22 protein-coding genes and 1 pseudogene are annotated in these 19,700 nt (G+C 71.1%); 2 read left to right on the top strand and 21 right to left on the bottom strand.

The genetic code is table 11. The features are described 5' to 3' along the window. Positions 1 to 61: 61 nt before the first annotated feature. The 16 genes and pseudogenes from IEX88_RS07125 to IEX88_RS07050 all read right to left on the bottom strand — a co-directional run bounded on the left by IEX88_RS07125 (position 62) and on the right by IEX88_RS07050 (position 13,223). Positions 62 to 427 (bottom strand): hypothetical protein, encoded by a 366-nt coding sequence (locus tag IEX88_RS07125; RefSeq protein WP_274604578.1) that lies wholly within the window; start codon positions 425 to 427, stop codon positions 62 to 64. A 98-nt stretch (positions 428 to 525) separates the two neighbouring features. After that, positions 526 to 732 carry a hypothetical protein gene (locus tag IEX88_RS07120; RefSeq protein WP_188849906.1) on the bottom strand — a complete coding sequence of 69 codons (207 nt, stop codon included), beginning with the start codon at positions 730 to 732 and terminating at the stop codon, positions 526 to 528. 31 nt (positions 733 to 763) lie between these two features. Continuing rightward, the gene (locus IEX88_RS07115) at positions 764 to 4,648 is read right to left on the bottom strand and encodes a baseplate multidomain protein megatron (protein ID WP_188849905.1); all 3,885 of its coding nucleotides are present in this window, start codon (positions 4,646 to 4,648) and stop codon (positions 764 to 766) included. Positions 4,649 to 4,651: 3 nt separating this feature from the next. Beyond that, complete coding sequence (locus tag IEX88_RS07110; protein WP_188850308.1) at positions 4,652 to 5,056, bottom strand: NlpC/P60 family protein; 405 nt, start codon at positions 5,054 to 5,056, stop codon at positions 4,652 to 4,654. A 158-nt stretch (positions 5,057 to 5,214) separates the two neighbouring features. Next, positions 5,215 to 6,105, bottom strand: a complete 891-nt coding sequence (locus tag IEX88_RS07105; RefSeq protein WP_188849904.1) for a phage/gene transfer agent baseplate hub protein — start codon at positions 6,103 to 6,105, stop codon at positions 5,215 to 5,217. Then, positions 6,102 to 6,740: a DUF2460 domain-containing protein gene (locus IEX88_RS07100; RefSeq protein ID WP_188849903.1), complete on the bottom strand. Its 639-nt coding sequence runs from the start codon at positions 6,738 to 6,740 to the stop codon at positions 6,102 to 6,104. Before IEX88_RS07100 ends, IEX88_RS07105 begins: the two co-directional genes overlap by 4 nt. Before the next feature lies 1 nt (position 6,741). Further along, positions 6,742 to 7,317 (bottom strand): phage tail tape measure protein, encoded by a 576-nt coding sequence (locus IEX88_RS07095; protein WP_188849902.1) that lies wholly within the window; start codon positions 7,315 to 7,317, stop codon positions 6,742 to 6,744. Positions 7,318 to 7,805: 488 nt separating this feature from the next. Next, positions 7,806 to 8,024 (bottom strand): rcc01693 family protein, encoded by a 219-nt coding sequence (locus IEX88_RS07090; protein ID WP_274604584.1) that lies wholly within the window; start codon positions 8,022 to 8,024, stop codon positions 7,806 to 7,808. A gap of 137 nt (positions 8,025 to 8,161) precedes the next feature. After that, positions 8,162 to 8,494, bottom strand: a pseudogene (locus IEX88_RS26800) (gene transfer agent family protein); the annotation flags it as partial. 41 nt (positions 8,495 to 8,535) lie between these two features. After that, positions 8,536 to 8,949, bottom strand: a complete 414-nt coding sequence (locus tag IEX88_RS07080) for a phage major tail protein, TP901-1 family (RefSeq protein ID WP_188849900.1) — start codon at positions 8,947 to 8,949, stop codon at positions 8,536 to 8,538. Positions 8,950 to 9,095: 146 nt separating this feature from the next. Continuing rightward, positions 9,096 to 9,506, bottom strand: coding sequence for a DUF3168 domain-containing protein (locus IEX88_RS07075; protein WP_188849899.1), 411 nt, complete (start codon positions 9,504 to 9,506; stop codon positions 9,096 to 9,098). A gap of 300 nt (positions 9,507 to 9,806) precedes the next feature. Beyond that, positions 9,807 to 10,139, bottom strand: coding sequence for a phage head closure protein (locus IEX88_RS07070; protein ID WP_188849898.1), 333 nt, complete (start codon positions 10,137 to 10,139; stop codon positions 9,807 to 9,809). After that, positions 10,139 to 10,699 carry a head-tail connector protein gene (locus IEX88_RS07065; RefSeq protein ID WP_188849897.1) on the bottom strand — a complete coding sequence of 187 codons (561 nt, stop codon included), beginning with the start codon at positions 10,697 to 10,699 and terminating at the stop codon, positions 10,139 to 10,141. The genes IEX88_RS07070 and IEX88_RS07065 overlap by 1 nt, the downstream gene beginning before the upstream one ends. A gap of 83 nt (positions 10,700 to 10,782) precedes the next feature. After that, the gene (locus IEX88_RS07060) at positions 10,783 to 12,036 is read right to left on the bottom strand and encodes a phage major capsid protein (RefSeq protein WP_188849896.1); all 1,254 of its coding nucleotides are present in this window, start codon (positions 12,034 to 12,036) and stop codon (positions 10,783 to 10,785) included. Positions 12,037 to 12,333: 297 nt separating this feature from the next. Next, positions 12,334 to 12,876, bottom strand: coding sequence for an HK97 family phage prohead protease (locus IEX88_RS07055; protein ID WP_188849895.1), 543 nt, complete (start codon positions 12,874 to 12,876; stop codon positions 12,334 to 12,336). Next, positions 12,873 to 13,223, bottom strand: a complete 351-nt coding sequence (locus tag IEX88_RS07050) for a DUF6107 family protein (protein ID WP_188849894.1) — start codon at positions 13,221 to 13,223, stop codon at positions 12,873 to 12,875. The genes IEX88_RS07055 and IEX88_RS07050 overlap by 4 nt, the downstream gene beginning before the upstream one ends. A gap of 158 nt (positions 13,224 to 13,381) precedes the next feature. On the opposite strand from IEX88_RS07050, the gene IEX88_RS07045 reads away from it, so the two are divergent. Further along, positions 13,382 to 14,077 (top strand): aspartate/glutamate racemase family protein, encoded by a 696-nt coding sequence (locus IEX88_RS07045; RefSeq protein ID WP_188849893.1) that lies wholly within the window; start codon positions 13,382 to 13,384, stop codon positions 14,075 to 14,077. A 6-nt stretch (positions 14,078 to 14,083) separates the two neighbouring features. Here the strand turns inward: IEX88_RS07045 and IEX88_RS07040 are convergent, their stop codons facing one another. The 4 genes from IEX88_RS07040 to IEX88_RS07025 all read right to left on the bottom strand — a co-directional run bounded on the left by IEX88_RS07040 (position 14,084) and on the right by IEX88_RS07025 (position 18,296). Further along, positions 14,084 to 15,325, bottom strand: coding sequence for a phage portal protein (locus IEX88_RS07040; RefSeq protein WP_188849892.1), 1,242 nt, complete (start codon positions 15,323 to 15,325; stop codon positions 14,084 to 14,086). Between the two features lie 233 nt (positions 15,326 to 15,558). Then, positions 15,559 to 16,911 carry a DNA-packaging protein gene (locus IEX88_RS07035; protein WP_188850306.1) on the bottom strand — a complete coding sequence of 451 codons (1,353 nt, stop codon included), beginning with the start codon at positions 16,909 to 16,911 and terminating at the stop codon, positions 15,559 to 15,561. A 239-nt stretch (positions 16,912 to 17,150) separates the two neighbouring features. Then, the gene (locus IEX88_RS07030; RefSeq protein ID WP_188849891.1) at positions 17,151 to 17,552 is read right to left on the bottom strand and encodes a hypothetical protein; all 402 of its coding nucleotides are present in this window, start codon (positions 17,550 to 17,552) and stop codon (positions 17,151 to 17,153) included. Positions 17,553 to 17,666: 114 nt separating this feature from the next. Continuing rightward, positions 17,667 to 18,296 carry a glutathione S-transferase family protein gene (locus tag IEX88_RS07025; RefSeq protein WP_188849890.1) on the bottom strand — a complete coding sequence of 210 codons (630 nt, stop codon included), beginning with the start codon at positions 18,294 to 18,296 and terminating at the stop codon, positions 17,667 to 17,669. A gap of 98 nt (positions 18,297 to 18,394) precedes the next feature. On the opposite strand from IEX88_RS07025, the gene IEX88_RS07020 reads away from it, so the two are divergent. Next, positions 18,395 to 19,096, top strand: coding sequence for a helix-turn-helix transcriptional regulator (locus IEX88_RS07020; RefSeq protein WP_188849889.1), 702 nt, complete (start codon positions 18,395 to 18,397; stop codon positions 19,094 to 19,096). A gap of 37 nt (positions 19,097 to 19,133) precedes the next feature. On the opposite strand, the gene IEX88_RS07015 is transcribed toward IEX88_RS07020, so the two are convergent. Beyond that, positions 19,134 to 19,628 carry a YcgN family cysteine cluster protein gene (locus IEX88_RS07015; protein ID WP_188849888.1) on the bottom strand — a complete coding sequence of 165 codons (495 nt, stop codon included), beginning with the start codon at positions 19,626 to 19,628 and terminating at the stop codon, positions 19,134 to 19,136. Between the last annotated feature and the right edge of the window lie 72 nt (positions 19,629 to 19,700).

Raw genomic sequence — 19,700 nt, 5'->3', positions numbered from 1 at the left:
GTCGCTGGCGGGCCGGCGCCCAGCACCGGGCGGGCGGGCACATCGCCCCAAGAGATGGCGGCTATTGCGGAATGGTGATGGTCTTCTTGCGCGGCCGTCCGCCGTCCTCGCCAGGGATGAGGACGGTGACGATGCAGACCGTGCGGCCGCCCTGCTCGCTCGAGGAGACCGAGAGCACCTGGCCGCCGCTGTCCGCCGCCGCCTGCGCCGCGGCGCCGGAACAGTCGCCGCCCGCCATCCGCAAAGGCTGCGCTTCCGGCAAGGTCACGGCCGGCAGCAGGCCCGCGGCGGCGCTCGGCCGCGCCAGTTGCGCCAGGTGCATCGGCCCGCCCGCCGCCGGCTCGCGCGCTTCGGCCGCCGAGGCAAGGCAGAGCACGGCCAGGGCCAGGGCGCGGCCGGTGAGCAGGAGAAGGCGGAGATCCGTCATAGCGTGTCCGAGATTGGGGCAGCTCCCTTGTAGCCGAGGGCCGCTGAATGACGAATGAATGGCCGGGCGCGCACATCCGCGCCCGGCCTCGGCGCATGTCACGCGATCGTCTGGCGGGCGTCAAGCCTTCCCCAGATCGCCATGACCGCACCCACGGCCGCCGCCGCGTCGGTCAGCGCCGAGGTCAGCGCCTCGCTCGACGCCCCGTCGACCTCGATGCCGAACAGCCCCGCCAGCGCCGCACCGAGCGCCACCAGCCCGCCCCAGATCGTCTTCGACCGGTACCAGTCCTTCGCCTCGTTCATGTCAGCTCCCTTCTCCGGTTGGATGTTTCTGTCAGGCCGGCCGTGCGAACACCGCCTGCCGCTCGGTCCCCGCGCCGAAGCCGAGGCTGAGCTGCGCCACCCTGACGGTCAGCTGCGGCGGCAGCGCGCCAAAGGCGGCGGCCTGCGCTTCGGCGGAAATCGTCGCGGACGGCACCGCCGTCTCCACCGCCAGCTGCGCCCCCGCCGCGTCGGTGATGGCCACGCGGTAGCGCTCGATGTCCTCGCCGAGCGGCACGTCGAGCCCCTCCCAGGAATCGCCGCCGATGCGCGTGCGCCGGACCCAGGTGAGACCCAGCGCGCCGTCCGCCTGGTAGCGGCCGCTGAGATGCACGGGGGAAAGCGGCCGGACGCCGCGAAGTCCGAGCGTCTCGGTGACGCGGAGCACGGCCGGATCGTCGAGGGGCCGGCCGACCGGCAGCAGCCGCCAGTCCAGCGGCCGCCCGATCTCGTCCGTCGTGAGCCCGATTGCCGAACAGGCGGCATCGAGAAGCACGAAGGCGGCCCCCGACGCCGCGCCCGTCCGCATCGCGTCCTCCGTGCCGCCCTGGGCGCGGAGCAGCCCGCCGAGGCGAAAGCGCATCGGCGCCACTTCCTCCGCATCCTGGAACTGCAGCACCTCCCATTCGCCGGTGACCGACCGAATCGCCGCGAGGTTGCCGCCAGCCAGGAGCTGCGCCGGGGTGATCGAAAACAGCGCGCCGCGCGCCAGCGCGACGTCGACGATATTCGCCCGGTCGACGAGCCCCTCCGGCCCGGCCTCCAATCCCGACAGAAGCGTTCCGATGGTGGCGGGCGCCGCCTGGACGAGCCGGGTCTCGAACGCGCCGCCGGCCGATGCCGCCTGCACCGCATAGGGAAGAAAGGGTTTGGCATGGACGGCGATCCGCGTGGCTTCGCCCGAAGGGCCGGTCGGCAAATCGAGGAAATGCACGCGGGGCGTCGAGGCGATGACGGGTCCGCGGGGAAGCGGCGCCGGCAACGCCGCCCCGTCGCCCCGCCAGCTGCCCCCGCCCGCCAGCCGCCGCGCCTCCGCCCGCCGCGTCAGCCCCGTCTCGATCCGCGACACCAGCCAGCGTCCCGCGGTCCCGGGCAGGGTGACGACGTCGCCCACGTCGAGCCCGATCGCCGCCGGCGAGAGCGAGAAGCGCACTGTTTCCCGTGCGCCGGTGCGGTCCGACAGGAGCGCCGCGGCAAGGATACGCGCCTCGCTCTCTTCCAGGATCACCGGCAGTTCCACCGTCTCCTGGCGTGGGTCGGCGGCGAGCGCCGACAGCGCCTCGGCGGCGGCCGACTGGTAGGCGCGCGCCGGATCGCTGTAGCCGACGACGATCTCCTCGGGGATTTCGCTGGATTCCATCCGCCGGATCTCGACCAGCGGCCCCTCCTCTTCCTCGGCCAGCACCTCGATCGCCGTCGCTGCCGGCAAGGCCCGCAGCGAGCGAAAGACGAGAACCCCGGCTTCGGCCGAAGCGACGATGCCGCAGAGCCGCAACAGGTCCTCGAGCTCGGCTCGGGCAGAGCCGGGGCCGCCGAGGACATAGCCGCCGACCAGCGCGTCGACGCCCGTCGTGTCGACATCGTGAAAACCGTGGTCGGCGAGCAGCCGGGAAATCAGCGCGTTGACCGGCGCGCGGCCGAGCCGGCCGGTAAGCCAGTGCCCGCACCGCCAGTTGTCGCCGTCGCTCCACACGTCGGAGCGCCCGGGAAAGGCGGGAAAGGGCCGGGCGTCGAAGGTCCAGAGATGGATGGCGGCGGGATCGACCATGCGCCCGCCATAGACGGGCGACACCGGGTTGGCGGCGGCGTCGAAGCCCGCCACCGCCGGATCCCAGTGTCGCAGATGCGCCTCCAGGAACCGCCGCTGCATCAGGTCGTCGCGCGCGCCGCTGGAGAAGTACGGCAGAAAGCTCTCCGAGGATTTCGGGTCGACAAAAACGTTCGGCTGGTTGGCGCCCTTGTCGACCGCGGGGCAGCCGAGTTCGGTGAACCAGATCGGCTTGCCCCGTGGCACGAAAGCGGTGGGGCCGCCGACCTCCACGCCGCCGCGCCGCTCGACATGGGGGTTCGACCACCAGCCGACGAGATCCTTGGGCCGGAACACCCAGGGCCTGCCGAGCCCGTCGGTGATCGCGGTGCGCTGCCGCGCCGCCCGCTCGGCGTCGGACCGATAGTACCAGTCGCCATACTCGCCGCCGGCAATGCCCCGGCCGAGCGCCGCCGCGTCATGGGCGGAGACGGCCGCGTCGGGTCCGGCGCCGCCCTCGTCGCCATCGCGCCAGTCGGCGAGCGGCAGATAGTTGTCGACGCCGATCATCGCGATCGCCGGATGGGCCCAGAGCGGATCGAGGTTGAAGAAGACGTCGCCCGACCCATCCGCCGGCTGGTAGCCAAAATATTCGCTCCAGTCGGCGGCATAGGTGAGTTTTGCCGCGGGCAGGACGAGGGCCACCTCGGCGGCGAGCGCCATCAGCGCGGCGACGAAGGGGAAATCGCCCGAGGCGCCGCGCAACCGCGTCAGCCCGCGCAGCTCCGAGCCGATGATGAAGGCGTCGACGCCGCCGGCGAGTTTTGCCAGATGCGCCTGGTGCAGCACCATGCGGCGGTAGGACCACTCCGCCGGCCCTCGATAGCGCACCCGCCCGCCCTCGATCGCAAAATGCGCCGCCGTGGCGGTGCCGACGAAGGCGGCGACGTCCAGCGCCGCGGCGGCGGTGCCGTCGGCCGAGCCGGGCAGGCCGGGCGCGACGTCGAGGCTGATGCGCCCGCGCCAGGGATAGGCGGCCTGTTCCGCCGCGCCATAGGGGTCGGGCAGGCCGTTGCCGACGGCCAAGTCCATCATCAGGAAGGGATAGTAGCTGACCTTCAGCCCGCGCTCGTTCAAGGCGCCGATCGCCGCAACGACGCCCTGGTCGCTCGGCGTGCCGCCATAGGCCGGGCCGCCGCCGCTCCGGCTGACGAGAAGGGCGTCGCCCCGGTCGGTCTCGCCGACGCGCCAGGAGCGGGTCTCCTCCCGCTCGGGCACCTCGACCTTCGGCCGGATGGAACACCGTCCGGCGCGCAGGTCGTCGCCGAACCAGGACACCACCAGCGCCACCCGCTCAAGTAGCGGGCACAGCGCCTGCAGCTCGTCCAGCGAGGCCACGATGTCGCTGGCGCCGAACAAAGCGTTGCGGTTGCGCACGATGTCCTCGCCGGCGAAGCGGGTCTCGCGCACCGGCACGGGGTCGAGCCCGTGCTCGCTGGCACCGGGGATCAGCGTTACCGCGCGGATCTGCCCCTCCAGCGCGCCGACCGGGCGGATCACCTCGCAGGCAATCTGCGGAATGCGGTTGCCATAGGCCTCGAGGGGCAGGCGCTCGAAAACGATATAGGCGAGGCCCCGATAGGCCGGGGCATGGCCGGCGCCCTGCTTGGCCTCGATCAGCGGGTCGGGCATCTGGCCCTCGTCGCCGCGGTGGAGGCGGAAGGTCACGCCGGTGAGGTCGAGTTCCTCGCCATCGGCCCAGACCCGGCGGATGCCGGCGATCGGTCCCTCGCAAAGGCCGATCGCGACATTGCCGGCATAGGAATAGGTCGTCGTCTCGGATTTTGGCGCGCCGCCCTTGCCGCCCTGCCGGCTCGTCTCGCGCGTCTCCTCGAAGCGCGTCGTCCAGATCACCTGGCCGGCGATCCGCGCGGTGCCGTAGAGGCGGGCGATGCCGGCGCCTTCGTCGGCCTCGAGGATACGCGAGGCGCCGAGACGCGCGCCCTCGCTGCGCCGCGTCTGGCCGAACAGCGCGCTGTCGATGGCATAGCCGCCCAGCGCCCCGAGCGCCCGCCCGGCAATGGCGCCGAAAGGGCCGCCGATCAGCCCGCCGACGAATCCGCCGGCCGCCTGCAGAAGGATCGTCGCCATGGTCTACTCCGGAAAGCGGAAGGCCGCCGCGATCCGCCGCCGCCAGGCCGGGCCGAGCGGTGAGGAGACGACGCAATGGCCCTCATAGGCGTGGATCACCCGCCCGCCCGCATCGAGAATGCCGCAATGTTTTGCCGCCGCCTGGGGCCGCCAGCGAAACAGCAGGAGATCGCCGGGCAAGGCGTCGTCTACGGCGATCGCCGGCATGTGCCGGGCGGCGGCCTCCAGCAGGGGCTCGCCGTCGGCCCGCTCGGCCCAGTCCGGCGTGTAGGGGCCGGGGGCCTCCGGCTCGGTTCCATAGAGCGTGCGCCAGACACCGCGCACGAGGCCGAGGCAGTCGCAGCCGACGCCTTGGCGCGAGCCCTGGTGACGGTAGGGCGTGCCGAGAAAACCGCGCGCCGCCGCCAGAGCGCGCGCGCGTGCTTCGAGCGAAGAGCCGGCTGCGGCATCGCCCGCCTCGACATCGCTGGGTCCCGTCTCCGCCCCGGTCTGCGGCGCCGTCTGCGGTCCCGTCGGGGTGCCTCCCGCGCGCACGTCCGTCACCGCGCCAACGTCCGTCACCGCGCTCACGGCACCACCGGCGAGCCGTCGTTGAGCCCGTCCTGCCGGGCAAATCCCAGCGCCGCATCATTGCCCGGCAGATGCGGAAAGCCGCGAAAGTTCAGATGATTGCCGAAGCGCGTGCGGCAGGTGGCAAAGCTCTTGTCGCAGCCGGCGTGGAGCCGGAGAAGATCCCCTGGCACGGCACCCTCCCCGTCCGAGCCGACCAGCGCGATCCGCACGAGGCCGCCACCGGCCGCCTGGAGCCCCGCGATCTCCATCCTCTGCCCGGCGACCCCGCCGCTGTGCCAGACGACATGACCCGCCGCGTAGAGCGACAGGTCGAGGCTGCCGATCCCGCCGACGATCAGCGCGCCGCTCACGATCGCCGCGAGCGTCGCGTCCGCCCAGAAAGCGGGCGCGGCAATGTCGACGCCGCAGCGGCCGTCGCCCAGCACCGCGTCGCAGCGGCGCCGGTAGATCCGGCCGCGCCGCCGGTCGAGCCGGCTGGCGATGCCGCGCAGTTCCGCCGTGAAGGCCGGGCCGCCACGCTTCACCTCGCCGAGATCGGCGACGTCGAGGAGAAGGCGCTGGCCCGGCGCCTGCCAGTTGACGAGAAAGATCTCGATGCGCGCGCCGTCGTAGCGCCCCGCCGCGATGTCGGCCTCGTCGATGGCGAGCGAGGACAAGGCGCCCTCGACTTCCTGGCTGGCCGCGGCGAGGCCGAGCGACGCCTCCGCCTCGCCGGCGGTCAGGCCCGTCGCGGCCTCGAACACGACGCCGTCGAAGGCGATCGGCTCGTCATGGTCGGTGAAGCCGAGCACCGGGCCATCCCGCCGCGTCAGCTTCCAGCAGCTGGCGAGCGTCGTGGCCTGGCCAGCGAGATGGGCGCCGAGCGCCTCCGGAACCCTCCTCATGGCCGGATCTCCACCAGGGGGATCGCCGGAATGTCACCGGCGTCGAAGGCGGCGAGATTCACCACCAGCTGATCGAGATCGAAGCGCACGGGTACGTCGAACTGGAAACCCGCGGTGACGGTCAGCCCGGCCGACGGCGCTTCGGCCAGCATCACCACGCCCGTCGCGGCATCGACGGCAAAGCCGGAGGGGGCGAGCGCCGCCCCGTCGACGGCGACGACCACCGATCCCGCGACGGGCTTGGCGATCGGTCTGACATAGGCGTCGGCGCCGAGCCCGTAACGCTTCACCAGGGCAAACGTTCGGGTCACGCCGTCGCCGGCGCCGATCTCCTGGTCGAAAGCCCCGACCGGTTGGCCGGGCGGCGCCGAGGCATGATCGAGCGGATCGCGAAAGCGGAAGCCGACAAGCTTGCCGCGCCGCGCCTCGAAGAAGTCGAGCACGGCGAAGAGATCCTCGCGGCTCCGGATGCCAGAACCCGCGTCGTAGCGGCGGAAGGCATGGGCATGGCGCTGGTTGCGGCTCTCGAAACCGGTGGAGAGGCGCACGATCTCGGTGCGCCGCTCCGGTCCGCCCGAGGTGCCGAAGGCGATGCGCAGTGGAAAGCGCTCTTCGCTGAAAGCGGCGATCGCCATGTCAGAGCCCCCGCCTGCCGCGTTGCGTGGCGCGCGCCAGCATCGCTTGGATCTGCGCCTCGGAGCGGCGGAAACTCGCCGCGTCCGTGGCGGTGACGTTGAAGACGATGGTTGGTGCACCCCGCCCGCTTCCCTCCCCGAGCGAAACGCCGAGCGAACCGTCGGCCCCCCGCTTCAACGGCAGAATCGCCTCCGCCCCGGCCTCGCCCATCAGCCCCAGCCCGCCGCCGTTCGGAAAATAGCTGGGCGCGGCGACGACGCCGCCCTTGGCGAAGGGCGTCACGCTCGCCGCCGCGCCGCCCCCGAAGAGGCTGCCGAGGCTGCCGGTCAGACCCTGCAGCACGCCGCCGAGGGCGTTTTCCAGCGGCTTCAGCGCGGCGTTCAGCGCCAGCGTGGAAATCCGCTGCGCCAGCTGCTGCAGCACGCCGTCGAGCGTCCGCCCGCCCGACACCGCGCCCCTCAGCGCCGCCGAGAAGGCAGCACCAAAACCGCTCGCCTTCGCCGTCAGATCGACCATCGCCCTGTCGAAGCCCGACAGGTCGGCCTCGACCGCCACCGTCAGCGTCTCGTCCGCCATGCGTCACCTCGTGGTTGATCAGGTTTCGGGCTGGGCCGGCAATCGGAAGGCGGTGCTCGTGGCCCAAGGGGGTGCCTGTCCCTCAGCGGGTCGCTGGTCGCCCACAGACCGTCGAAGGCCGTTGCCATGGCTTTCGAACAGCGGCTCGCATCGGAACGAAACAACCGACCGCCACCCCTCCAATAGTCATTCTCGGGCTTGACCCGAGAACCTATGCCGCGACGGCGACAGCCGCACTTCCGGCTCAGGATGCCCGCTCGAAAGCGCCCTTTCGTGCCGAAGGGGTGGCGCCGCCGGCGTCGCGGCATGGGTCTTCGGGTCAAGCCCGAAGATGACTAAGATCAGAGGTTGGCACCTCGCTTCCATCGCCCGAACGCCGCACATGGGCAAGCGCGGCGATCAGCTCGAACGGCGATCCAGCACACCGATCTCCCCCCTTGAGGGGGAGATGCCCGGCAGGGCAGAGGGGGGCCGTGCCCTGCGCCCAATCACCCGCTTCCCCGATCGGGAAACCGCCGCATCAGGTCGGCGAGGCCGGGTCGCGTGATCACCGCTAGCGGGCTCGGCGTCCGCGGCGCCAGCGCCTGCGCCAGCTCGCGCGGCGTCATGCGCCAGAAATCGCGCGGTCTGAGCCGGAGCAGGCCGAGCCCGACAGACATCGCGGCATCCCAGGGAAAGGCCGTGCCCCCGCCCGCCGGCGAAGACACGGCGATCAAGGGTTTGCGGGAAAAGGCTCCACCCCGGTCGAGACAGTTATCGCGCGCTTCGCCGTCTTGGCCGCGGCCTCAGCCGCATCGCCGACCGATGCATCGCCGACCGACGCTGCGGCGGCCCCTTCCGCCTTCGCTGGCGCCTCCTCCGCCTCGCCGAACGCCGCGGCCAGAAGCGCGGCGACGAGCCGCGCCGCCCCCGCCGTGCCGCCGTCGATGCGCATTTGCGCGACCGCGGCGTCGTCGACGTCCATCCCGCCACCGCGCAGGCCGGCGCCGAGAATGCGGATGAGATCGCGCGCGGCCAGCCGGCCGGCGCTGAAGCGCGCCAGCAGGGCGGCGACGTCCTCGGCGGCGAAGGCGTCCTCCAGCTCGGCCAGGGCGCCGAGCGTCAGGCAGAGGACGCGGTCCTCGCCGTCGATCAGCCCCGCCACCTCGCCACGCCGCCGGTTGACGGCGCGGCGCATCGCCGGCCTTGCCGCGGCGGGAGTCATCGACACCGCCCCGCTCACAGCGCGGCGAAGGCGAGCGCGCCGGCCGATTCCAGCGTCATCTCGAAGCTGACCTCGCCATTGTGCTCGCCGCCATATTCGAGCGCCGTTACCTGGAAGGGTCCGGTGACCGAGCCGAAATCGGGGATGATCGCCTGGAAGGGCGCCACTGTCCCGGCGAAGAAGAGTTGCCGCAGCGCGGCGTCGGAAGCGGCGTCCTTGAAGATGCCGGCGCCCGACAGCGCCGCCCGCTGCACGCCGGCGCCGCCGAGCAACTCGCGCCAGCGCCCGGCGCTCTCGGCATCGGTGACGTCGACCGTCTCGGCATTGAAGGCGATCCGCCGCGTGCGCAGCCCCGCCACCGTCTGGAAATTCGTGCCGCCCGCCGGATCCACCTTCAACAGGAGATCCTTGCCCCGCTGCGCCGCCATTCCGGCCTCCCCTTTCCGTTTCGCCCACGAAAAAGGGCAGCCCGCCGGACCGCCCTTTTAACTCTGCCTGAAATGAAGGACGCGCCCGAGCTCGACTATTGGGTCACTTCCGACCGAGAAAGCCCCGGTGGCGCCTGAAGCTCTGCCTACGCCACCGGCTCCGTCACCGCCCGGAACCGCAAAATCCCGTGATAGGTCGCCGATTCCGGCTCCTGCCGCGCCTCGGCGAACTGCAGCTGCAGATTGACGAGGCTGTGGCCGGTGAGCGGCAAATGCGCGTCGTGCAGCTGGTTCGTCACCTGGTCCATGATCTGGTAGGTCTCGGCCTTGCCGCCGCCCTTGGCCCAGACATGCAGTGTCAGAATGTGCTCGGCGCCGTCCTCGGTGCCGGTCGACCAGTCGACGACCGTCGTGCGCCCAAGCGTCACATAGGGGAAGCTGGCGCGCTCCGGCACCCGGTCGAAAACTTTGGGTCCGCCCAGCATCGACAGGAGCGCCGGGTCGCCGGTCAGGGTCCGAAAAATGCTCGACTGCAATTCGCTGCTCGCATAGGCCATGGCCAAATCCTCTTCAGCTTGCCTCTCACGCCTTCATATCGTGAAATATGGCGTGATGGTTCCGGCCTGTCGAGTGAATCAAAGCTTAATTTACGTCAATCTTTCTGGTCCCGCTCACCGGATCCTCACCAGCTGCCACCTCAAAAACATCGGTCGGCAGTAAGCCCAGCAGCGAGGTGGAGGGGAGATGGCCGAGAGACTCTCCGGCCGCGTCGCGCGCCCGCCGCTGCGCGGCCTCGAGCCCCAGCGCCCGCGCCCGCCGGCCGAGCCTTCCCGCCAGCCGAATGGCCGCGACCAGTCTCACCGCGCTTCCTCGCAGCGGCAGACGAGATAGCGGCCGCTGTCGTCCGGGTCGTGCACGGAGAGGATCACCAGCCGCCGCGTGCCGACGACGAAGGCCATGCCGCGGTCGACCTCCGGCCGGGCGCGACAGATCACGCGGTGCGTCACCACCGCCTCGCGCTGACCAAAACGCTCCGCCGTCGCTACCGACAGCGGCTCGACATGCACCGACATTTCCGCGACCTCCTGCCAGAGCAGGGCCGCGCCGCCGCTCTCGTCCGGCACGGGGACGGCCGCTTCGAGAATCGACCGCCGCCGCAGGAGGCCGGGATCGATGAACAGCGGCGCCATTACAGCCGAACCCACCGGAACGGCGCGATCAGCGCCCGCGCCGCATCCGGCACCACGGCCGGCTGCAGGCCGGCAGACACCGCGCCGCGCAGCTCATAGGCCGTAGCGACGATGCGCTGCATCGCCAGAACGAGATTCACAGGCACCTCGCCGACGGCAAAGCCCGACGTGAATTCGATCTCGGCCCCATTCACCGCCGCCCTTACAACGGCCTGCGAAACCCGGATCGCCTCGATCCCCAGCGCCCGCTCGATCACCGAGGCGCCCGGCCCGAATTCGGTCGGCACGCCCGCCCCGTCATAGGCGACGACCGAGGTGACCTGATGCAGCGGGTGCCGCGTGATGTCGATCCAGCCGTCGCCCGGCACGGGATCGAGCACGAGCCGGAAGCTCCGGCGCACGAGAACCAGCCGCGTCTCGCGCTCCACCGTCTCGCGCGCCGCGGCGACGAGGCGGGCGATCAGCGCGTCCTCGTCGTCCCGCTCGATCCGGCACCAGGCCTTCGCCTCGGCCAGCGTCACCGGCTCGGCGGCGATGCCGCCCAGATCGATCAGCGTCATCGCCGCTCTCCGTTGGTCCCTTCAAAGGAAAGCGGCCGGCCGTCGCCGCCCGGCCGCTCGATCACTCGGTTACTTGGTGCCGATCAGCCGGCGAAGACGAGAAACTTCGCCGCGTCGAAATCCTGCACCCCGCCGCCGACGCGCTTGGTGGTGTAGAAGAGGACGTAGGGTTTCGCCGAATAGGGATCGCGCAGCACGCGCACGCCCTGGCGGTCGACGATCAGGTAGAAGCGCTTGAAATCGCCGAAGGCGATGGCCGGCGCGTCCGCCGCAATGTCCGGCATGTCCTCGGCCTCGACGGTCTCGAAGCCCATCAGCGTCGCCCGCGCGCCGGCGCTCGCCGGCGGCTGCCAGAGATAGTTGCCGTCGGCGTCCTTCAGCTTGCGCACCGCTGCTTGCGTGCGCCGGTTCATGACGAAACTGGCGTTCTGCCGGTAGCCGGCCTTCAGCGCGTAGACGAGATCGATCAGCGCGTCCGTGCCGGTGCCGGGGAGAAAGCCGCCATCGGCGCCGGTCGCGACCGTCCCGACCGTACCCCAGCTCCAGGCGCTTTCGGCGGAAACCGGATAGGTCATAAAACCCTTCGGCTTGGCGACGCCGTCGCCGGTGACGAAGGCGGTAGATTCCTGCGCCGCGAAAGCCTGCTCGACCTCGTCGCCGATCCAGCGGTCGATGTCGACGGCGGCGTCGTCGAGCAGCGCACTCGTCGCCGCCGGCATGGCGTAGAGCTCCATGGTCGGAAAGGAGAGCTCGGCCAGCTGCGGCGCCGTCGTGCCCGGCCGCGCCGCCGTCTCGGCGACCCAGCCGGTTTGCGCCCCGGTGATCGCAAACGGCTTCTTCAGCACCGCCGACGACACCGTGCGCACCGAGGCGATGGAGCGTATCGGCGAGATCGCGGCCAGGCGCCGGCCGATTTCCGTCTCGGTCTCCTCCGGCACGAGAAAGCCGCCATCGGCGCCGGTGAGGCCCGACATCGCCTTCTCCTCCAGCCGCCGCAGCTTGTTCTCGTCGCCGCCGCGGACATAGGCATCAAACGCCTGACGGTGCTCGCTGACGAACACGTCGCCGCCGCCGGACAGCCGCGGCCTCAACTCCTTCAGCACCAGCCGCTCCAGCCGCTTCTCCTGTTCGTCGAGCGCGCGGCCGATGCGGTCGACCTTCTCCTCGGTGACGACGTCGGCCGTCATCCGCTTCTCGATCTCGGCCAACCGCTGGTCGTTGGCGCCGCGAAACCCTTCGAAGGCCTGCATGAACTCGCCGAAGGCCGCAGCGATCTCGCCGCTCTCGGCACCGGTCTGCGCCCTCGTCTCCGGCGCGCTCAGGGTGATCTCGGGCATGTCGTCTCCTTTGGTTGAAACGGGATGGACGGTTGCTCTGCTGTCGGGGGCGCTCTGGCCGCCGCGCTCGGTCGCGCCGCTTGCCGCCGGTGCGGCCTGCCTCACCCCCCCTCTGGCCTGCCGGCCATCTCCCCCTCAAGGGGGGGAGATCGGACGGGCCTGAAGGGTCGGCAGTCCGGCAAAGGTTGCAGAAGGAGCGCGCGCAGGGACGCGCTCGATCTCCCCCCTTGAGGGGGAGATGGGCGGCAGCCCAGAGGGGGGTGTCTCGCGCCATCGGCTGACGTAGGGGGCGCCGGCCTATCGGCGCGCCAAAGCGTTCGCCGGCTTCACCGCAAAACGATCGGCGCCGTCCCGCAGCCGGGCGAGGAGCCTCTCCTCAGCTGCCCGAACATCCAGCCGCGCCCCGTCCTGCATTGGAAAGGTCACCACCGAGATTTCCCAGAGATCGATCTCGGCCAGTCGCCGCCCCGGCCGGCCGCGCTCGCGCAGGGCGCGACGGGTGCGGAACCCGATCGACAGCCCGTCGATGGCGCCGGCTTCGATCAGCGCGAAGGCCTCGCGCCCGGCCTGCGTATCGAGCGCCAGACGCCCTTCGGCAAACAGCCCGCGGCGATCCTCCCCGATCGACGTCCACACCCCGATCGGCCGGGCCGGATCGTGCTGCCAGAGCATGCGCACGCGCGGCGCCCCGCGCCGAGCCAACGAGGCCCGGAAGGCGCCCGGCTCGATCCGGTCGCCGGCGAGGTCGGCGACGCCGAAGAGGCTCGCATAGCCCCGGATCATGCCCGCGGGCGCACCGGCTTCGCCGGCGACCAGCAGCGCGGTCGTCCGTGCCGTCATCGCCGGTCCTCCCCGGCCGGCGGACCGGATCTGCCGGGCCCCCGGAACAGCGCGTCGGCGAAACGCTGGAGCACGCCGAGCGCCCACCAGGCGCACAGGCTCGCCGCCGCCGAGCCCATCATCGCCCGTTCGCCGGGCGAGAGCGCATCGTCGATGCCGAGATATTTGGCGAGCGTCAGCCCGGCGGGGACGCCGAAGGCGAGCCCGGTGACGATCCCGATCAAAAACCGCGCCGCCGCCTCGCGCCGACCCTGCGGCAGGAGATAGGCGACCGAGATCGCCGACCCCGCCGCTGCGCCCACGAGTTTCGCGCCCCAGACGACGCCCGACATCGGTTCTGCGGACATGGCATTCTCCTTGGCAATGATGGGGCGGACTGCGGGGCGCCGGCGGAAGGCATCGGCGCCCGCAAGCACACAGCGCCGGTTCGCTGATCGAAAGAGGCCTCGCGCCATTTCGCGCCGCGGCGCGATGGGCTATCGGACCCCGGGAACGGAGACCCGCTATGAAGATGATCGGCCTCATCGGCGGCATGAGCTGGGAGAGCTCGGCCGAGTACTACCGGATCCTCAACCAGGGCGTCCGCGATCGCCTCGGACCCACGGCCTCGGCCCGCTGCCTGCTCTGGTCCTTCGACTTTTCGGAGATCGAGGCGCTGCAGCGCCAGGGCGACTGGGCCGGCCTCACCGCGCGCATGGTCGACGCCGCCAGGCGGCTCGAGACGGGCGGCGCCGACGTCCTCGTGATCTGCACCAACACCATGCACCGCATGGCCCCGGAGGTTCAGGCCGCGGTCGGCATCCCGCTCCTCCACATCGCCGATCCCACCGCCCGGCGCATCAAGGCGGCCGGCTTCGGCCGGATCGGCCTGCTCGGAACTGCCTTCACGATGGAGCAGGATTTCTACAAGGGCCGGCTGTCGGCCACCCACGGCCTCGACGTGATCGTCCCCGACGAAGCCGACCGCGCCACCGTTCACCGCATCATCTACGAGGAACTGGTGGCCGGGCAGGTCCTGCCGGAGTCGCGGCAAGCCTATCGCGACGTCATCGCCCGCCTCGTCGCGGCGGGCGCCGAAGCGATCATTCTCGGCTGCACCGAGATCATGCTGCTGGTCGGCCCGGAGGACAGCGCGGTGCCGCTCGTCGACACCACCGCGCTCCATGCCGAGGCCGCCATCGAGCATGCCCTCCGCGCCTGACTTTCCTCACGCCCGCACCCCATACCCCACCGCCTCGCGCTTCTCGTCGTCCGACAAGAACCCCGCCGCGCCGATCCTCGCCCAGAGCGCCTCGCGCTCGGCGCTGAGGCCGTCGATGCGGTCGGCGTCGTAGCCGAGGCGGAGCGACGGCGCGCCGAAATGGCCCGCGAGAAAGTCGCCGATCGCGCCGGTGAGCCTGGAGATCAGCGGCAGCACGGTGAAGCGGTAGAAGGCGCGGTTGGCCTCGGCATAGTTGGCATAGGTGTTGTCGCCGGGAATGCCGAGCAGCATCGGCGGCACCCCGAAAGCCAGAGCGATGTCGCGCGCCGCCTGGTTCTTCGCCTCGATGAAATCCATGTCCTTCGGCGACAGGCCCATCGCCTTCCAGTCGAGCCCGCCTTCGAGCAGCATCGGCCGCCCCGCCCGGGCGGCGCCCGTATAGCCCGTCTCGAGTTCGATCTTCAGCCGGTCGAACTGGTCGGGCGAGAGATTGCCGGCCTCGCCCGGCTGGTAGACCAGCGCGCCCGAGGGCCTCGCGGAATTGTCGAGCAGCGCCTTGTTCCAGCGCGCCGCGGCATTGTGCAAATCGAGCGCCGCCCGCGCCGCCGACAGCGGCGCAAAACCTTGGCTATCAGCCAGCGGATGGAACAGGCGGACATGCAGCAACCGTCCCGGCCCGTCCCGCGTCGCGGCACCGCCGGGCCCGTGACCGTCGGCCCCGTCCTCGCCGGCGCCCGCGCCGCCCTCGGCCGCGATGCGCCGGACGCTGCCGCCGACACGGTATTCGTAAGCCTCCGGCCAGCCGTCCCGCCCCTCGATCACCCGCATCCGGTCGGGCCGGAGTGCAAACAGCGCGCGCGGCACGCCGTCCACCGCGACGAGTTCGAGAAACGCGTCGCCCGCCAGGAGGAGATGGCCGCAGAGCGCCTCGACGAGCCCTGCCCCGTCCTGCCCGCCATTCGGCCGGCGCAGGAGCTGCAGCAGCGGATGCGTCTCGACCTCGCGCGGGCCGTCATAAAGCAGCAGCGGGATCGCCGCGGCGTTCTCCGCGATCAGCCGCACCGAGCGATAGACCACCGGATTGTGCATGAACCCCGCTTGCGCCAGCGCCCGGTACGGCCGCTCGCCCTCGACATCCGGCACCGCCCCGGTGAACACCAGCGTCCCCGCCGCCGGCACGCTCTTCACCTCCGCCGGCGCCGTGGGCACAGGCGTCAGCCGCGCCGCGAGAAAGCTTCGCAGTCCCATGGGTGTCTCCGTGATGTCTCTAGGGCGATGACGACGGCGCCTGGCGCGGCCCAAGGACGACCACAGCGCACACGCTGCTTCTTCTCCCCTCCGGGGAGAAGGTCGCGGCAGCGGGATGAGGGGGAGCGCCCGTTGCGATGAGCCGCCGCCTTCGGCGCCCCTCATCGGCCTGCCGGCCACTTCTCCCCGGAGGGGAGAAGAAGCAGCGGCGGCCTCCCGCTCCCTGGAGCGGCTTACAGCCCCCGCACCCGCGGCTCGGCCGACGGTCCCGCGAGCGCCGTCACGGCCCAGACCAGCGCGTCGAGCCGGTCGGGCGAGCGGCCGGATGAAAGACCATCCGGGCCGAAATCGGCCATCTCGTCCTCCAGCGCGGGAAAGCTGCCGGCATGGCGGACCCGGCCCTGTTCGTAGAGCGCCGCCACCGGCTCGGCCCGCACCCACTTGCCGCGGCTGGCCCTCACGGCGCGCACCGGCGCGGACGGCGCCACGGTGCGGATCACCGCCTCGACCATGTCGCCGCCCTGGTTGACCTCGGCGACGATGCGGTCGGCCTCCAGAAGCGTGTAGAGGCCGACCGCCGCCCGCGCCCATTCGTGCGGCTTCAGCCCCTGCCGGCTGTGATCGGCCAGCACGTAGATCGTCCCGTCCGCCGAAATCCCCGCCGCGACGATGCCGCAGGCGTCCGACCGTTTCGTCGCCGTCGCCGGCGGATCCACCGCCACGACGATGCGCCGCAGCGCCGGCGCCGCGCGCACCCGCATCCGGTCGATCCCGGCGCGGTCGAACAGCGCGTCCTCGCGGTCGGCGATCATCTCGCCGAAAAGCTCCTGCCGCCCCAGCCGCGACCCGCCATAGCGCGCCGCCATCGCCTCGACGAATCCCGCCCCGAGATTGTCCGCATTCTCGTCGGTGCGCATATGCGTCACCACCGTCCCACCAGACCCAGACGGCAAGCCTTTCTCCCCCCTCGGGGGGGAGATGGCCGGCAGGCCAGAGAGGGGCTCACCGCCCAAAAACCCGCCGCCGCTGGCCTCCGCCGCCGCGGCCCCCGCACCCGCGATCCCGCCCGCCTCCGCCAGCATCCGCTGCAACAACGGCACCGGCCGCGGCGTCGTCGTGAACAGCGCCCGCGGCCGTTCCCCCAGCCGCAGCCCCAGCTGCAGATTGTCGAAACAGGCGTCGGCATGCTTCCATTTCGCCAGCTCGTCGCCCCAGGCGGCATCGAACTGATAGCCCCGCAGCGATTCCGGGTCTTCCGACGAAAAGATCTGCGCCACGGCGCCATTGCCGAACACCAGCCGCCGCCGCGTCGCCTCGTAGACCGGCCGCGGCCCCGCGACATTCGCCCGGAGCCCGCTTTCGCCCTCGACCATCACCTCGCGCGCATCGGCGAGCGTTTCCGCCACCAGCGCGATGCGGCCGTGCACGCGCGTGGCGGCGGGAAAAACGCCCTCGACCATCGCCCGCACCCATTCCGCCCCGGCCCGCGTCTTGCCCGAGCCGCGCCCGCCGAGGATCAGCCATTGCCGCCAGTCGCCGGGCGGCGGCAGCTGCGAAGGCCGCGCCACCAGCGCCCAGCCCGGCATCGCCCGCCCCAGCACCGAAGCGCGGGCGCTTTCAACTTCCTTCCCGGCCAGCTCCCAGAATTCCGCCTCGTCGATGTCCGGCGGGACGACTCCCGGCTGGACGATCCCCGGCTGGGTAAGACCCGGCGGCACCATTCCCGACTGGATAATTCCCGCCTGGGAGATCCCCGACTCCGCGGGCCGGGCCGCCAAAACCTCCGGACGAAGCGTCGTCGCCGGCCAGAACCGCCGCCGCCGCTTCATGCGCCTCCCGGGGCCGCCAGCGGCGCGCCATCGACCGCGCCGGCCTCGCGAAACCGCCCGTCCGCCTCGAACAGCACCGCCCCGCCGCGGCGCCTTGCATCCAGCGCCCGCAGCCGCCGCAGCATCTCCGCCGCGAGCCGCGCCGCCTCGGCATCCTCGTCCGTGTCGCCGCGCGCCGACAGCGCCTCCAGCCGCTTCAGTTCCAGGAGCTTTTCCAGCGTGCGCGTCACCAGCGCCACCGCCTCGACCCGTCCCTTCGCCCCCGCCTCTCGTTTGTCCCCGGGAACGTCTTCAGGACTATTTTCCTCACAGACCCGCTCCAGCGCCGCGAGCTCGCGCGTCAGCAGCACCAGCAGCCGCGCCGATAACGGCGCCTCCTCCCGGTCTGCCTCTGCCATGAAACCTCTCCGACCAAGAAAAAAGGCGAAGGGATCTCTCCCGCCGCCCGCACTTTTCCGACTGTAGCTGGAGACTACGCGCCCACCGTCACGCTGTCAAGGACTATTTTCCTATTATGCAATCGTCGCTTCTCGCGCCGGCACCTGCACCCCCGCAGCGTCGTCCCGTGCGGCCGCGCGCACGGCCGCCGGACGCGCCTTGCAGCGCGCGGCATAGTCGTCGAGGACAGCGCTCTCGGGGAAAGCACCCCGTGCGAACGAAAGCGCGCTGCCGACGAGGATGTCAGCTCCGCTGAAGGCGTCGCCCATGAGGTAGGGGCCCTGTTCCAGCGCCCGGAGCAGCCGCCGCGTCACCGCCTCATGGCTGCGTCGCTTCATCGGCGCGGCTTCGAGCTCTCCTCCCATGGCGGCAAAGATCGCGGGCTCCATCGCCGCGGCGTACCAGGCGAGCCACGTCAGGTAGCTGCCGCGGCGGGGGTCGCCGGCGCGCGGCCCGAGCTGCGCCTGCGGCAACGCGTCGGTCAGGTAGAGGATGATGGCGACGGACTCCGCCACCAGCGCGCCGTCGTGGACGATCGCCGGCACCTGCTTGTCGGGATGGGGATTGATGGCGTCCGGCACGCCGAGACCGGTCATCGGCCGGAAGATCGACACCGGGACGATCTCGTAAGGGACGGCCAGTTCCTCCAGCAGCCAGACGATGCGGGAGGAGCGGGACTGCGCGGCATGGTACAGCGTGATCATGGTTGTCTCCGTCGTGTAGCGGGAAACGTCCCGCTTTCCGGAGGCGGCTTGTATCGACACCCTGCTGACAGCATGATGTCAGCAGGGAGACCACGCCGATGCGCCGGGCCGATCGACTTTTTCAGATCATCCAGATCCTCAGGCGCTCGCACCGGCCTGTTACCGCCGACGCCATGGCGCAGGAACTGGAGACCTCGAAGCGCACCATTTATCGCGACATCGCCGACCTTCTCGGCCAGCGCGTTCCGCTGCGCGGCGAAGCCGGCATCGGCTACGTCCTCGATGGCGCTTTCGACATGCCGCCGCTGATGCTGACGCCCGACGAGATTGAGGCGGCCGTCCTCGGCGCGCAATGGGTGGCCGGCCGTGGCGACCCGGTGCTGGCGTCCGCCGCGCGCGATCTGATCGCCAAGATCGCCACGGCCGTGCCGGAAAAGCTGCGCCCCTTCATCCTCGAGCCGGCCATCGGCACGTCGCCGGGACGCGGCGCTGCGGCCGACGGGGTCGACATCACAAAGGTCAGGGCCTGGATTCACGCCGGCCGGAAGATCGCCATCACCTACCGCGACGAGCGGGGCGAAACGACGCGGCGCGTCATCTGGCCGGTCATTGTCGGCTATTTCGATACCATGCGCATGCTGGCAGCATGGTGCGAGCTGCGCCAGGATTTTCGCAGCTTTCGCACCGAGCGCATGGTGGCGGCAGAGTTTCTGGACGAGCGCCACGGCTCCCGGCCCGGGGAGCTTCGGAAAAGATGGAAACGGCACATTCAGGAAACGCGCGGCGTGACGCTGCCCTGAGCCCCGCTCCGGCTTGCCGAGCGCCGCACTGGCGCTCCTACCGCACCCCCGCCCCCGGATCCTCCCCCGGCCAATCCGCCAAATGCTCCTCCAGATCGTCCGTCTCCATCCCCTCCTCGGAAATCGTCCGGCCGCGCACGGAGATGCCGGCCGCGTGCACCGTCTCGGGGTCGCCGGACAGGAGATGGTGCCACCAGTAGAGGTCCTCGCCGTCGCGGATCAGGCGGTAGGCGCAGGTCGGCGGCAGCCAGGTGATCGAATTCACCTCGGCGAGCGTCAGGCCGATGCAGTCGGGGACGGTGGCCTGGCGGTTGGGATAATCCTTGCAGCGGCAGGTGTCGCCGTCGAGCAGCCGGCAGGCGACATGCGTCCAGGCGATCTCGCCGGTGTCCCAATCCTCGAGCTTGTTCAGGCAGCAGCGGCCGCAGCCGTCGCACAGGCTCTCCCACTCCGACGGAGTCATCTCGGCCAGGGTCTTTTCCTGCCAGAACGGCCTGTTGCCGGAATCACGCAGCGGTGAAAGATCGTCCATGTGCTCAGTGTCTTTTCTTGTTGTCGCCACACGGCTCGACCACTTAAGCTGGTCGAAGGGACTGGGATGGTA

The sequence above is a fragment of the Aureimonas glaciei genome, from assembly GCF_014643375.1.
GTDB classification, from domain to species: Bacteria; Pseudomonadota; Alphaproteobacteria; order Rhizobiales; family Rhizobiaceae; genus Plantimonas; species Plantimonas glaciei.
The sequence above is the reverse complement of the archived record's forward strand: the minus strand, read 5'-3'. Positions and strand labels throughout refer to the sequence as shown.